We start from the raw sequence: 14,260 nt of genomic DNA, 5'->3' as shown, positions 1-14,260 counted from the left end.
TCGAGATGGCCAAAGCTAAAACCATCAAGATCAAGCAGATCGGCTCGCCGATCCGGCGCCCGGAAAGCCAGAAGAAAATCCTGGTCGGCCTGGGCCTCGACAAGATGCATAAGATCGTGGAGCGGCAAGACACCCCCGAGGTGCGCGGCGCGATCGCCAAAATCCCGCATCTGGTGACCGTGGTCGACTAAGCGACCGCTGCCATGGAACAGCAAGGGCCGGGCCACGCAGCAGCGTAGCCCGGCCTTTTCTTTCGGGATGTTGTTTCGGCAGAGAGTTTTCCAGCGCTCTGGATTCGGGGTCGACAAGAGTGGGTAAACCGATTATCGGCGCCCACTTCCCAACAGCGCGAACCCCGTTATGGGGCGTTAGAAAGCGAAAGCGAGTGCACTATGAAACTGAATGATATCCGCGACAATTCCGGCGCACGCAAGAGCCGCATCCGCATCGGCCGTGGCATCGGCTCGGGCAAGGGCAAGACCGGTGGCCGTGGCCAGAAGGGCCAGAAGAGCCGTTCGGGCGTGGCCATCAAGGGCTTCGAGGGCGGCCAGATGCCGCTGCACATGCGCCTGCCGAAGCGTGGCTTCAACAATCCGTTCGGCAAGGATTACGCGGAAGTGAACATCGGCATGGTCCAGAAGTTCATCGACGCCAAGAAGCTCGACGGCAAGAACGTTGTCGACCACGAAGCGCTGAAGGCTGCTGGCCTTGCCCGTGGTGGCAAGGACGGTGTTCGTCTCCTCGGCAAGGGTGAGATCAAGGCCAAGGTCAGCTTCAAGGTCGCCGGTGCCTCCAAGGGCGCCATCGAGGCGGTCGAAAAGGCAGGCGGCAAGGTCGAAGTGATCGCTGCCGACAAGCCCGAGCACGAAAAGAAGGCTGCTCGCGCCGAAGCCAACAAGGCTGCGAAGGCAAAGTAAGCGGGAAAATTCGGGGAGCGGGGTTCGACATTCCGCTCCCCGCTTCCTATCTAGCCTTCCTGTGCCGGGAGGGACCGGCGCCAATTCAGGATTGAACAGATTCCCATGGCATCACGCGCCGACAATATCGCGAGCAACATGAGTCTCGCTAATTTCTCCAAGGCCACCGAGCTGAAGAACCGTATCTGGTTCACTATCGGTGCCCTGATCGTCTTCCGCTTCCTGAGCTTCGTTCCGCTCCCGGGTGTGAACCCGCTGATCCTGAGCGACCTCTACGATCAGACGCGCGGCGGCATCCTGGACATGTTCAATACGTTTTCGGGCGGCAGCCTGGAGCGGATGAGCCTCATCGCGCTCGGCGTCATGCCTTACATTACCGCCTCGATCGTCGTGCAGTTGGCCGCGGCTCTCCATCCGACGCTGGCCGCGCTCAAGAAAGAGGGCACCGTCGGGCGGCAGAAGCTCAATCAGTACACGCGCTATGGCACGGTGTTCCTGTGCGCGATCCAGGGCTGGTTCCTGGCGTCGGGGCTGGAAAGCTTCGGGGCGCAGAGCGGGATGCAGGCGGTGGTCGATCCGGGCGTCATGTTCCGCGTCGGCGCGGTCATCAGTCTCGTCGGCGGCACGATGTTCCTGCTGTGGCTGGGTGAACAGATCACCAGCCGGGGTATCGGCAACGGCGTTTCGCTCATCATCATGGCGGGCATCGTGGCCCAGTTCCCGACCTTCGTTTCGAACCTGGGTTCGGGCTATTCGGAAGGTTCGATCGCCACCGGTATCATCGTCGGCCTGATCGCCATGGTCGTGATCCTGATCCTCGTGATCTGCTTCATGGAACGCGCGCAGCGCCGCCTGCTGATCCAGTATCCCAAGCGCGCGACGCAGCGCGGCATGATGCAGGCGGATCGCTCGCACTTGCCGCTCAAGCTCAACACTGCCGGCGTTATCCCGCCGATCTTCGCCAGCTCGTTGCTGCTGCTGCCGCTGACGATCACGCAGTTCGCCGGTAATTCGGTCGATACCGACACGACGGCGGGCGGGGTGCTGCAAACCACGCTGCAATATCTGCAGCATGGCCAGCCGCTTTATATGGCGCTCTATGCGCTGGGCATCATCTTCTTCTGTTTCTTCTACACCGCGATCGTCTTCAATCCTGAAGAGACCGCGGAGAATCTGAAGAAGAACGGCGGCTTCATTCCCGGCATCCGTCCGGGCAAGCGCACCGAGGAATATCTCGATTACGTGTTGACGCGCATCACCGTGATCGGGGCGATTTACCTGACGCTTGTTTGTGTGGTGCCCGAATATATGATCGCGCAGACCGGCGTGCCGCTGTTTCTCGGCGGGACCAGCCTGCTCATCGTGGTGAATGTGACGGTGGATACCATCAGTCAGATACAATCGCATCTGCTGGCACACCAGTATGGCGATCTCATCAAAAAGGCGAAGTTGAAGGGGCGCGTGCGTTAAGGCACAGCGGGCGCGAAGGGGACTTTACGCTATGGACATTATCCTCCTCGGCCCTCCGGGCGCCGGCAAGGGAACACAGGCGCAGCGATTGGTCGAGCACCATGGCATGCGTCAGCTTTCGACTGGCGACATGCTGCGCGAAACGCGCAAGGCCGATACCGATCTGGGACGCAAGGTTGCGGACATCATGGATTCGGGCGGTCTGGTCTCGGACGAGATCGTGTCGGCAATGATCGACGCCAAGCTGTCGGACATGGGACCCGAGGTGGGCGCGATCTTCGATGGATATCCGCGCACCGCCGCGCAGGCCGATCAGCTCGACGAAATCCTCGCCAGGCACGGGCGCAAGCTCGACCACGTGATCGAGCTCGAAGTGGACGAAGACGCGCTCGTAGAGCGTATCACCGGCCGGTTTACCTGCGCCAATTGCGGCGAGGGCTATCACGATGTCTTCAAGCAGCCCAAGCAGGAAGGCGTGTGCGACAAATGTGGTTCGACCGAGTTCAAGCGCCGCCCGGACGACAATGAGGAAACCGTCCGCACCCGTATGCAGGAATACCGTGGGAAGACCGCGCCGATTCTGCCGGGCTACGAGGCGCGCGATATCGTGACACGGGTCGACGGCATGGCCTCGATCGAAGACGTCACCCAGGCAATCGACGCGATCCTGGCGGGCTGATCCTGCCACTTTCAATGCGTTCCGGCTTGCCCTAGGACCTCTGTCCGTCAATGGAGAGAGGTCTTATGCGTCGTCCCGCCACCGTTTTTGCATTAGCCGCGATGGTGGCTGCCGCCCCGCTTTCGGCGAAGGTAGCCGACACGAGCGCCAACGGCTTTGTCACACAGAACGTTGCCGAAGTGGCCGCGACGCCGCTGGAAACCTGGCTGGCGCTGATCAAGCCGGGTGACTGGTGGAACGATGCTCACACATGGTCGGGCGATGCCGCCAATATGACGCTTACGCCGCAGGCGGGCGGCTGCTTTTGCGAGCGTGTCCCGGGCGAGGATCGTGAAGACGGTTTTTCCCTGGACGGCAGCGCAGGGCACATGTCCGTCATCCAGGCCTATCCGCTCAAGAGCCTGCGCATGCGTGGTGGCCTGGGGCCGCTACAGGGTGAACCGGCAACAGGCGTCCTCACGGTGACACTCGAGGAAATCAATGGCGGCACGCGTATTCGTTGGGAATATGTCGTGGGCGGATATATGCGCTACGATGTCGAGACCATCGCCAAGGCTGTCGATGGCGTGATGAGCCAACAGCTTGCGGGGCTCCGCGATCATCTCGGTGCTTTGGAGGGTGAGGCATCGGAGCCGGAGCCGGTCGAGGATCCCGAAGAGGAGCCCAGCATCGAAACGCAGATCGACGCGCTTCAAGGGGCGGAATGACCGATGTTGAACGGAACGCTCGCGCTTCTCGTGGAAGGAGCAGTGCGGAGGTTTTGACCCCAGCCGCACGAAACGCTACAAGGGTTGCATCATCTGGCGAGCCGCCCATATCGGCGGTCTCGCCACCTTGTGTGCGCTCGGTGGTTGACGCGGCCAGCGAATCCTCCTAAGCGCGCGGTTCATTCGACATTGCGGTGAGTCCGGCAGGCGGCAGCCATTTGCACGCCATCCGGGCTTTTTGCGTTAGGCAGGCTGCCGCATCCGGCGGATGAATTGAGCGATGAGATAGGGAAAGCCGGATAGACCGGCCCCTGTGGAGCATGGAGAAGTAAGTGGCTCGTATTGCCGGGGTAAACATCCCCACCAACAAGCGCGTTATCATCGCGCTCACCTACATTCACGGTATCGGCCGTACCAAGGCCGTCGAGATCGCCGACAAGCTCGGCATCGATCACGCCGCGCGGGTTCAGGATCTGTCCGACGAGGAAATCCTGCGCATTCGCGAAACGATCGACGAAGAGCATATGGTCGAGGGCGACCTTCGCCGCGACACTGCGATGAACATCAAGCGTCTGATGGACCTGCGTTCCTATCGCGGCCTGCGTCACCGTGCCGGTCTGCCCGTTCGCGGCCAGCGCACTCACACCAACGCCCGTACCCGCAAGGGCAAGGCCAAGCCGATCGCCGGCAAGAAGAAGTAAGCTTCGGCTCGTCCGTACGCTTTTCCCTTCTTGATAGACTGTAAGGAAGATACACCATGGCACGCGAACCCGGCCGCGTTAGGCGCCGCGACAAAAAGAACATTTCGAGCGGCGTTGCGCACATCAACGCCAGCTTCAACAACACGATGATCACCATCACCGACGCGCAGGGCAATGCGATCAGCTGGTCCAGCGCCGGCATGATGGGCTTCAAGGGCAGCCGTAAGTCGACTCCCTATGCCGCGCAGGTCGCCGCCGACGACGCAGGCCGCAAGGCTGCCGAACACGGCGTGCGCACCCTCGAAGTCGAAGTGAAGGGTCCGGGCTCGGGCCGTGAAAGCGCGCTGCGCGGTCTCGCTGCAGTGGGCTTCACCATCACTTCGATCCGTGACGTGACGCCGATCCCGCATAACGGGGTCCGTCCTTCCAAGCGTCGTCGCGTCTGATCCGTACCTGCCTGGCGGTCCGGTAACGGGCCGCCAACACCCTCTCACGGACCGGACGCTCTATCGAAGAGCGCCGGTCCTGCCCGCATCCGAACCAGGGGATTTTTATGTCCGTCAACATTAAGAACTGGCAGGAACTCAAGAAACCCAATGTCCTTGATATCAAGGAATCCGGCGACAAGGCCCGCAAGGCAACCTTCGTGGCCGAACCGCTCGAGCGTGGCTTCGGCCTGACGCTCGGCAACGCTCTGCGCCGCGTGCTCCTGAGCTCGCTCCAGGGCGCCGCGATCACGTCGATCAAGATCGAAAACGTGCTGCACGAATTCAGCAGCCTCGCCGGCGTGCGCGAAGATGTGACCGACATCGTGCTCAACGTTAAGCAGATCGCGCTGAAGATGGAAGGCGAAGGCATGAAGCGCCTGCAGCTTTCGGCCACCGGCCCGGGCGAAGTAAAGGCTGGCGACATCGCCGTTTCGGGCGACATCGAGGTCATGAACAAGGACCTCGTGATCTGCCATCTCGACGAAGGCGCCACGCTCAACATGGAGCTGACCGCCGACACTGGTAAGGGCTACCGCCCGGCCGTCATGAACCGCCCGGCCGATGCACCGATCGGTCTCATCCCGGTCGACAGCCTGTACTCCCCGGTCCGCCAGGTTAGCTACAAGGTCGAGAATGCCCGCGTCGGCCAGGAGCTCGACTACGACAAGCTCTCGCTGACCGTCGAGACCGACGGTACGGTCACTCCGGAAGACGCCGTGGCCTATGCCGCGCGCATCCTTCAGGATCAATTGACGCTGTTCGTCCACTTCGAAGACGGCATCCCGCAGCCGACCACGGCCATGATCGGCCAGGCCGCCGAGCCGCAGGAAAGCGACACCAACCAGCTCAACCGCTACCTTCTCAAGAAGGTCGATGAGTTGGAACTGTCGGTCCGTTCGGCGAACTGCCTCAAGAACGACAACATCATCTACATCGGCGACCTGGTCCAGAAGACCGAGGCCGAGATGCTCCGTACGCCGAACTTCGGCCGCAAGTCGCTCAACGAGATCAAGGAAGTCCTTTCCTCGATGGGCCTGCGCCTTGGCATGGACATCCCGGGCTGGCCGCCGGAAAACATCGAGGAAATGGCCAAGAAGCTCGAACAGGAGCTGCTGGGTTAATGTGATCCTCTCCCGGGCGGGAGAGGATACGCAGTCTTGCGAGCTTGCTCGCTAGGCGAAGTTGGAGAGGGGGTGCGGCTCCGCATGCCCCCTCTGCTGCGACTAGGCAGCAAGCTGCCAAGTCTCGCTTTCTCTCCCGAGATGGGAGAGAGGTTCCCGGTCGAACATCAATCGACCAGAATTGGGCTACCTGAAACGGGCCCCTTACGAACGAAGGACAAGATACAATGCGTCACAAGATTTCCGGCCGTAAGCTTCAGCGCAAGACCGGCCACCGCAACGCGATGTTCCGCAACATGGCTGCCGCGCTGATCAAGCACGAGCAGATCATGACCACGCTGCCCAAGGCGAAGGAAATGCGTCCGTACCTCGAGAAGCTGATCACGCTGGCCAAGCGTGGCGGCCTGTCGAACCGTCGCCTCGCCATGAGCCGCCTGCAGGACGAAACCCAGCTCAAGAAGCTGTTCGACGTGCTGGCCGAACGTTATGCCGACCGTGAAGGCGGCTATACCCGCGTGATCAAGGCCGGTTATCGCGCCAGCGACGCCGCCCAGATGGCCGTTATCGAACTGGTCGACCGCGACGAAGACGCCAAGGGCCAGGATTCGGGTCCCGTCATGAACGACGAGGACATGGAAGAAGCGTAAGCGATACCAAAACCAGACAAGCGGGGCCGGGAGGGAGACCTTCCGGCCCTTTTGTTTTGCGCGTGGGAGAAGCCGTGCCACAAGGCGCGGATGATCAGACATAACTTGGCAGCCGCAGCGCTGCTCGCCTCCGTCCCGCTCGCCGCGCAGTCGACCACACAAGACGAAATCGAAGTGCGCTACGACCGTGCTCTCGCGGCAGGTTACAAGGCGCTGTTCCTGTGCAGCGCGATTGCCAATGCCGAACGCAACGGAGCGACGCGGACGCCCGAAAGCGTCGAGGCATGGGAACTAACCGGCATCCAGGCGCCGCTGAACAGCATCATCGATGACCTTCCCTACCGGATCCACCGCGATGGCTCTGGGGAGCTTCATAGCGTCTCGGTGGAATGGACCGACGACGCTCTCCCGCGCATGGCGGTGCATAATTCGCGCAGAGGGTGCTCGCAGCTTCCCATTGGCGGCGCTCCCTTGCCGATTGTCACGAAACGCCCCGCGCTCCAGCGTGACCGTGCAGCTCTTCTCGCCCCGGGCACGACACTTTCGGCGAGCTTCGCCAAGGCTTTCGGCTCCACTTACGGGGAAGGCACGCGTACGACCGCCGTGCTGGCGATGCGCGATGGACAAGTGCTGGGCGAGGTCTATGCAACCGATTTCGGGCCTGCAGTACCCCAGCGTACTTGGTCGGTCGCCAAAAGCATCGCCGCGACCCTTGTCGGCGCCGCGGTACACCGAGGGCAGGCCGACGTGGCGAATCGGGCGGGGCTTGGTCTCGGTTTGAACGATCGGCGCACAGGGATCACGATCGATCATCTTCTGCGGATGGCTTCGGGCCGTTATTCGGACACGCCGGGCAACCGTACCAATCCTCTTTATTACGGCGGCTCGACGGTAGCGGAGACGGCACTGCACTGGCCCTTGGTCCATGAGCCGGGCCAAGTCTTCCGCTACGCCAACAACGACACGCTCGCCGCGATCAAGGCGATCGAGGAAGCTCTCGAGGATCATCCGCCAGCGCAATTCTTCGCGCAGTTGGACATGCGCGATACCGTCGCGGAGACCGACTGGCGCGGCGATTACATTCTTTCGAGTCAGGTCTGGTCCACCGCGCGCGACTTGGCAAAGCTTGGCCAGCTTTATCTCAATGATGGGGTTTTACCGTCGGGTGAGCGTGTCCTGCCCGAAGGTTGGGCGAAGTATGTTTCGTCCCCTTCCGGCCCCCAGCCCGACGGCGCTTTCGGTTATGGAGCGGGCTTCTGGCTGCTCAACAAGTCCGAGGGCGTGCCTTCCGATACATTCGCGGCCATGGGGAATCGCGGGCAGTTCATCGTGATCGTCCCGAGCCTGAATACGGTCATCGTCCGGCGGGGCGAAGATGCCGCCGGGCACCGCTTCGATATCGCCGGTTTCACACGCGATGTTCTTGAAAGCCTTGGGGAATAGGTGTTCAGAAAAGTCACCGTTAAACTGAATGCTTCCTGTAACCCAAGTTCAGCGTGACCTCACGGCGACTCACCTAGAACGCTTCTCACAGCCAAGGCACTCCCGCCCTGGCCCCGATGAGGAGGACCTCGAAATGAAACTGTTCACCAAGACGTTCGCGAAGGGTGGGATCGCAACGGCTGCCGTCGGCGCGATGGCGCTGGCTGGAGCTACCCCCGCCCATGCGGGCGACCGTGACGATGATGGTATTTCTGTTGGCGACGTGATCGCCGGTGCCGTTATCATCGGCGGTATCGCCGCCGTCGCAAGTGCCGCCAGCAAGGATCGCGATTATTACCGTGATGGCCGCTATTATCGTGACGGGCGCTATTATCGCGATGGCCGTGACTACCGCCGCCACGCCTATTCGCGCCGCGGCAATCCGCGCAAGGCAGTCAACCGCTGCGTCCGGGCCGCTCAGCGCGATGCGCGGCGTAGTGGCTACCGCTACGCCCAGGTGACGGACATCCGCGATGTGGACGACACGCGCTATGGCTGGCGCGTCAAGGGCCGGATCGTGGTCGAAGGAGAGCGTGGTTACTATCGCAGCAATTACGATCGCCGGGGCCGCTATGACCGCGATTATCGCGATCGCGATCGGGGCAAGTTCACCTGCTATATCGAGCGGGGGCGCGTCGCCGGGGTCGATTTCCGCGGTATTCGAGGGCTTTAAGTTCGGCGTTACCCGAGCACCATGGGCGGTTCAGGCAGTATTTAGCCTGGACCGCCTATGCTTATCGGAATGTCAATCATGCGCCTTGGTGGGGGCGCCAAACGGGGTAACGGACCATGCCGTCCAAGCAATCGCTCTTAGCCGCACCAGCCATGCTCGCAGTGCTTTCCCTGACCACCGCTCCGGTTCAGGCCGCCGACCTGCCTGGGCCAGGCGTGCCGTCGGCTGTCCACGTCGCGCCCGCATGGGCGCCTGGCGACGATACGGCTGCCAAGCACCGTCGCTATCGACACTATCGGCACCACCGCCATCGCGGCATTGGCGCGGGCGATATTCTCGCTGGAGTTTTGATCATCGGCGGTATTGCCGCCATCGCCAGCGCTGCCGAGAAGTCGCGCGATCGCTATCCCCGCCGCGAGACACGCTATCCGCAGCCACGTCGGGGCGATTACCGCTATAATGACGGGCGCGGGATCGACCGCGCGGTGACGATGTGCGTGGACGAGATCGAGCGCGATGCGCGGGTCGAGACGGTCGATCGAGTCGATCGCAATGCACGCGGGTGGAGCGTTACCGGCACGCTGTTCGATGGCCAAGACTTTACCTGCTCGATCGGAGAAGATGGCCGGATCGAGGCGATCGATTATGGGCGCGGTGGCTCGGGTTATCGCAGCGATGCATGGGATGGCAGAGAGGCGGGCGATTTCGATTATTCCGCGCGTGCTGAAGGCGCGGACCGCCAGTATGGCGACGATGTCTATGCTGCCGCGCGCGCCCGCACGGGCACCGTCCAGCCTTCCTATCCCGGTGGCCCTTTGCCTGGCGAGGACGATGGACAAGTCGATGCCGATATCGAATTCGGCACCGGCTATCAGGGGGCGGGGACCTAATCCCGCTTGTAGGCGGGAAGCGCCAGGTTCCATTGGATAGCAGCGAGGCGCAGGCCGAAACCTGCTCCCGTCGCTGCGACCCAGACCCACTCGCGGATGATCCCGGCCCAATCCCCGATCACGGTAACCGAGGCGGAAAGCGCCGCCGCAGTCACATACAGTTCGGGCCGCATGAGGATCGACGGTCGGCCGGCCAGAACATCACGAATGATCCCGCCGACGCAGCCGGTGATGACGCCCATCAGCGCCGCTGGAATTGGTGGTAGGCCGTATTCGAGCGCTTTGGCTGCGCCCAGCACGGCGTAAGCGGCGAGACCGAGGCCATCGGCGATCGAGAGAAGACGACCTTCCCACCACCGGGTGGGCGTGAACCAGGCGAACAGCGCGATCGCCAGACACACCCCGGCTACCCAGGCATCGTGGATCCAGAAGACCGGCGCACCGATGAGCAGATCGCGCACCGTCCCGCCACCGACACCCGTCAACAGTGCGAAAAAGGCCAGCGTGACGAAGGTCTGGCGTTCTTTTGCGGCGACCAAGGCGCCGGTCAGCGCGAAGATGGCCACTCCGGCCAGGTCCAGCCAGTCCAGCAAGGGGGTGAGCACGGCAGCGTTCATGTGGCCCCTCCGACGCGCGCCTTGCGGCGGCGAAACATCAGGATGGAGCCGAACATCGCACCGATGACAGACAGGATGGCAAACAGGATCAGGATCGGGTGGCTGGTGTCTTCACGCGTTTGCAGATCCATGATGTGCAGTCCCCAGGCGATATCGAAAACTCTCCACCAGCGCGTGCGCACCGCTTCGATCCGTCCTGTCTCGGTGCCGACATAGACATGGGTCCCGTCTTCCAGCACGACCTGCCAGACCGGCACCGGGCGGCGGAAGTCGAACGGGACATTGGCGGCCTCGAAGCGTTCGGTTCGTGCGACCTTGTCACCACCCTCGATCCCTGCCGCCACGATCAGCCGTGCCTCGACATCGGATAGCGGCCCCATTGTACTGCCATCGGGGCGAAAGCGGGCAATGGTGCCGTCCATATAGGCGATCCGCGTGATGGTCTCGTCGCTTTCTACCTGCGTCGTGACCGAGCGGACAGGCTTGGTGCTTTCGGCCGGTAGCGAGACGGCGATTTGCGTGTCGGCGGGCAGGGCGCGTTCGGGCACTTCCTTGCGCAAATGGTTGCCGCGCACTTCCTCGATCGGCTTGATCACCATCACGAGACCGGTCACCGTCCACATCAAGATGGGGAAACCCACCAGCCATCCCAGCCATATATGCCATTTGGCGAAGCGCTGCATCACGCTCTGATTGCCCATTGCCGTCGTGGCTCCCTAGCCGTGGAGGATCGTGCCGATCGCCTCCGCCGCGGCGATGCAATCGAGATCCGCCCATCTGCGCGAGATGACCTGCATGCCGCAAGGCAGGCCATCTGTTTCGCCCACAGGCAAGACGGTTGCGGGAAGGTTGGGGTAGGTCGCGAGGCCCGCCCAGCACAGCACGCTCCCACCGGGCTGTTCGGTGCCGTTGATCGTGACCGTCCCGTCGAAAACGCGCCCCTCGCGGTGCGGTATGGCGAGCACGGGGGCGGGCGGGGCGAGCACGAAGTCGTATGTCTCGAACAGCTCTGCCCAAGCGTTTGCGTTGCGCGTCTGCGTATCCAGCATGTCGAACCAATCGGTCGCGCTGGCACGTTTGCCGTTGGGACCTGGCATTCCGCGCGCCATGGCGACATTGAGCATGCGCATGTAGTCGGCTTGTTGCGCCTTCAGGTCGGGCAGAAGTTCGCTCGCCCGGTCGATCGCGACCCCCGCCCGTGTGAGTTCGGCGGCGACCGCCTCGAGCGGTCCGCGCACCGCATCGTCGGTCGGGCAAGAGGGATGGTCCAGCATCACCAGGATGCGGCAATCCGCGAGCGGTTTGTTGCGTTCAGATAGGGGGATGGTCCGGGTCAGTTCGATCAGGAGCCGAAGATCGGCGGCGTTGCGCGCCAGCGGCCCCGCAATCGACAGCGCGCCATCATGGGAATCCCGACCCGCCATCAGTGGATGATCGTGACCATGCTTGGAGACCAGGCCCCAACTGCTCTTGTGTCCCCAGACGCCGCAGAAATGCGCTGGCACGCGGACAGAGCCCCCGATATCGGTGCCGTATTCGCACGGCACCATCCCGCTCGCGACCGCTGCCGCCGCTCCGCCGGAGGACCCGCCGGGCGAGCGTTCGTGATCGTGCGGATTGTTGGTGCGACCATAGACCGGATTGTTCGATTGCCAGTCGGCCAGATCCGGCGGGACATTGGTCTTGCCCAGAAAGATCGCTCCGGCCGCTTTGAGCTGGCTGACGACCTTGGCATCCCTGGTGGCGATGTTATTCGCGTATTCCTCGTGACCCCAGCAGGTCGGCAGACCTGCGATGTCGAAGCTTTCCTTGATCGTCATCGGCACGCCGAACAGCGGTTGGTCGGGAGTGGCGGACTGGCCCGTCATGGCCCGTGCGGTTTCGCGCGCGCGGTCGAAATCGGTCACGGCCACCGCGTTGATATGCGCGTCCTGATGCTCGATCCGGGCAATCGCGGCATCGACCGCTTCCAGCGGCGACATCTCGCCCCGGCTGATGGCGGCGGCCGTTTCGATTGCGCCTGGTTTTTTGGTCAGCTTGGGATAGGTCATGCACGTCTCCACCTCGTGCGCGCGTTGTCGGACAAGCACGGTGCAGGGTCAATCACGCACTTGCGCAGGACACATCGCCGACGCATGGCGTTTAGCCAGAACCAGAATACCGGAGGACTATCGATGCGCCGCGCCCTACTGCCCTTGCTGCTGGCCAGTGCCGCCTGCACCCCCGCCGCCACGCAAACGCAGGTCGTCTCGACCGCTGTGCCGCCTCCGGCCGCCACGGCCGAGGGATACGATCTGGGCGCGCAATACGCCAAGCTGGCGGTGATCGAAATGAATCCCGATACGTCCTTCCTGACGCACGAAGAGCGCGAGGTTGTCAATCTTTTGATCGAAGCTAGCGGCTATATGGACGAGATCTATCTGCGTCAGCGCGGGGCGGATCTGCCGCAAATGCGCGAGGCGATTTCGCGCAACCGCCGCGCCGATCGCGATCTTCTGCTGGCCATGTTCGATCGCAATTTCGGCCCTTGGGACGAGGTCGCCGAATTGCATCCCTTCTGGGGCGCTGAGCCGATGCCGGAAGGAGCCGGTTTCTACCCGGCAGACCTGACACGCGAGGAATTCGATGCGTATCTCGCGGCCAATCCCGATCAGCGCGAGGCACTCACCAGCCCCTATACGGTCGTCCGGCGCAGCGCGGACGGCTTCGTCGCCGTGCCCTATTCGCAGGCTTATCGCGAATGGCTGGTGCCCGCCGCGCGGCTGCTCGAACAGGCCGCGCAGCGGACCTCCAATCCCAGCCTCAAGCGCTTCCTCTCGCTGCGTGCGGCAAGCTTCCTGACCGACGATTACTTCGAAAGCGAAATGGCGTGGATGGACCTGGAGGGAACGCCGATCGAAATCGCGATCGGCCCCTACGAAGTCTATACCGACCGCCTCTATGGCACCAAGACCGCTTTCGAGAGCTTCGTCACACTGCGCAACCCGGAGGAAAGCGCGGCGCTGGCGAAGTACAAGAACTATCTGCGCACGATGGAGGAAAACCTCCCCATCCCGGATCAGCACAAGAATTTCCAGCGCGGCTTCGAAAGCCCGATCGCGGTGGCGGATCAGGTCCATGGCGGGGGCGACAACGTGCCGGGCACGCAAACCATCGCCTTCAACCTGCCCAATGACGAGCGGGTGCGCGAGGCCAAGGGGGCCAAGAAGGTCATTCTCGCCAATGTCCTGGGCGCGAAATACGACCGCATCCTGGCGCCCATGGCCGAAATCGTTTTGACCGATGCGCAATCCGGTCTGGTGATGAAGAAATACATGGAAGCGAACACGCTGTTTCATGAGCTGTCGCACAGCCTCGGGCCGGGCACGATCACTGTCGACGGGCGCCAGACCACGGTCAATGAAGAACTCAGGGATCAGTATTCGGCGCTGGAGGAGTCCAAGGCCGACGTCATGGGCATCTGGAACATCCTGCTGATGATGGAAAAAGGCGAGATCCCCGCAGCGGAAAAGCCGCAGCTTTTCTCGACCTATTTCACCGGCCTGTTCCGCTCAATGCGCTTCGGCACCGAAAGCGCGCATGGCAGGGGCGCCAAGCTGCAATACGGCTACCTGAAGCAGAAAGGAGCCTTCGCCTGGGACGAGGCGCGCCAGCGCTACACGGTCGATTACGACAGGATGGAAGCAGGCATACGCGACCTGCTCAACGCCCAGCTCATGTTGCAGGCGACCGGCGATTACGCGGGCACCAAGGCCTTTTTCGATCGCTATGCCGTGCTCGACGATGCGGCGGCCTCGCGCTTCGCCGCCATGTCGGATATTCCGGTCGATATCGCGCCGGTTTATCCCGACGAAGTATGATGTACGAG

General features: G+C 62.5%; 16 protein-coding genes. 13 read left to right on the top strand and 3 right to left on the bottom strand.

What is annotated here, in order from left to right:
- Window positions 1-5 precede the first annotated feature (5 nt).
- The 12 genes from rpmD to DVR09_RS11745 all read left to right on the top strand — a co-directional run bounded on the left by rpmD (window position 6) and on the right by DVR09_RS11745 (window position 9,775).
- Window positions 6-191 (top strand): 50S ribosomal protein L30, encoded by a 186-nt coding sequence (gene rpmD / locus DVR09_RS11800; protein WP_115417095.1) that lies wholly within the window; start codon window positions 6-8, stop codon window positions 189-191.
- Between the two features lie 201 nt (window positions 192-392).
- Window positions 393-917, top strand: coding sequence for a 50S ribosomal protein L15 (gene rplO, locus DVR09_RS11795; RefSeq protein WP_115417094.1), 525 nt, complete (start codon window positions 393-395; stop codon window positions 915-917).
- Window positions 918-1,022: 105 nt separating this feature from the next.
- Entirely contained in the window at window positions 1,023-2,387 is a 1,365-nt protein-coding gene (gene secY / locus DVR09_RS11790) for a preprotein translocase subunit SecY (RefSeq protein ID WP_115417093.1), read from the top strand.
- A 31-nt stretch (window positions 2,388-2,418) separates the two neighbouring features.
- Window positions 2,419-3,066 carry an adenylate kinase gene (locus DVR09_RS11785; RefSeq protein ID WP_115417092.1) on the top strand — a complete coding sequence of 216 codons (648 nt, stop codon included), beginning with the start codon at window positions 2,419-2,421 and terminating at the stop codon, window positions 3,064-3,066.
- Between the two features lie 65 nt (window positions 3,067-3,131).
- A complete protein-coding gene (locus DVR09_RS11780) occupies window positions 3,132-3,773 on the top strand; it encodes an SRPBCC family protein (RefSeq protein ID WP_177822622.1) in 642 nt (213 codons plus the stop codon).
- A 332-nt stretch (window positions 3,774-4,105) separates the two neighbouring features.
- Entirely contained in the window at window positions 4,106-4,474 is a 369-nt protein-coding gene (rpsM, locus tag DVR09_RS11775; RefSeq protein WP_115417091.1) for a 30S ribosomal protein S13, read from the top strand.
- 56 nt (window positions 4,475-4,530) lie between these two features.
- Entirely contained in the window at window positions 4,531-4,920 is a 390-nt protein-coding gene (rpsK, locus tag DVR09_RS11770; protein ID WP_006831904.1) for a 30S ribosomal protein S11, read from the top strand.
- 107 nt (window positions 4,921-5,027) lie between these two features.
- A complete protein-coding gene (locus DVR09_RS11765) occupies window positions 5,028-6,083 on the top strand; it encodes a DNA-directed RNA polymerase subunit alpha (RefSeq protein ID WP_115417090.1) in 1,056 nt (351 codons plus the stop codon).
- Between the two features lie 227 nt (window positions 6,084-6,310).
- On the top strand, window positions 6,311-6,730 hold the full coding sequence (rplQ, locus tag DVR09_RS11760; RefSeq protein WP_115417089.1) for a 50S ribosomal protein L17: 420 nt from the start codon (window positions 6,311-6,313) through the stop codon (window positions 6,728-6,730).
- Between the two features lie 90 nt (window positions 6,731-6,820).
- Window positions 6,821-8,173, top strand: a complete 1,353-nt coding sequence (locus DVR09_RS11755) for a serine hydrolase domain-containing protein (protein WP_115417088.1) — start codon at window positions 6,821-6,823, stop codon at window positions 8,171-8,173.
- Window positions 8,174-8,306: 133 nt separating this feature from the next.
- A complete protein-coding gene (locus DVR09_RS11750; protein WP_115417087.1) occupies window positions 8,307-8,885 on the top strand; it encodes a hypothetical protein in 579 nt (192 codons plus the stop codon).
- A gap of 116 nt (window positions 8,886-9,001) precedes the next feature.
- On the top strand, window positions 9,002-9,775 hold the full coding sequence (locus tag DVR09_RS11745; RefSeq protein WP_234041427.1) for a hypothetical protein: 774 nt from the start codon (window positions 9,002-9,004) through the stop codon (window positions 9,773-9,775).
- Here DVR09_RS11745 and DVR09_RS11740 read toward each other — a convergent pair.
- Genes DVR09_RS11740 through DVR09_RS11730 form a run of 3 tightly spaced genes read right to left on the bottom strand, consistent with a single transcriptional unit; the run spans window position 9,772 to window position 12,443 of the window.
- Window positions 9,772-10,392, bottom strand: a complete 621-nt coding sequence (locus DVR09_RS11740; protein ID WP_115417086.1) for a trimeric intracellular cation channel family protein — start codon at window positions 10,390-10,392, stop codon at window positions 9,772-9,774. The genes DVR09_RS11745 and DVR09_RS11740 overlap by 4 nt on opposite strands.
- Entirely contained in the window at window positions 10,389-11,093 is a 705-nt protein-coding gene (locus DVR09_RS11735; protein WP_115417085.1) for a PepSY domain-containing protein, read from the bottom strand. Before DVR09_RS11735 ends, DVR09_RS11740 begins: the two co-directional genes overlap by 4 nt.
- Before the next feature lie 15 nt (window positions 11,094-11,108).
- Window positions 11,109-12,443, bottom strand: a complete 1,335-nt coding sequence (locus DVR09_RS11730; protein WP_115417084.1) for an amidase family protein — start codon at window positions 12,441-12,443, stop codon at window positions 11,109-11,111.
- 123 nt (window positions 12,444-12,566) lie between these two features.
- Between DVR09_RS11730 and DVR09_RS11725 the strand changes: the two genes are divergently transcribed.
- On the top strand, window positions 12,567-14,252 hold the full coding sequence (locus tag DVR09_RS11725) for a DUF8614 domain-containing protein (RefSeq protein WP_115417083.1): 1,686 nt from the start codon (window positions 12,567-12,569) through the stop codon (window positions 14,250-14,252).
- Window positions 14,253-14,260: the final 8 nt, after the last annotated feature.

Source organism: Erythrobacter aureus (assembly GCF_003355455.1).
GTDB lineage: Bacteria > Pseudomonadota > Alphaproteobacteria > Sphingomonadales > Sphingomonadaceae > Qipengyuania > Qipengyuania aurea.
The sequence above is the reverse complement of the archived record's forward strand: the minus strand, read 5'-3'. Positions and strand labels throughout refer to the sequence as shown.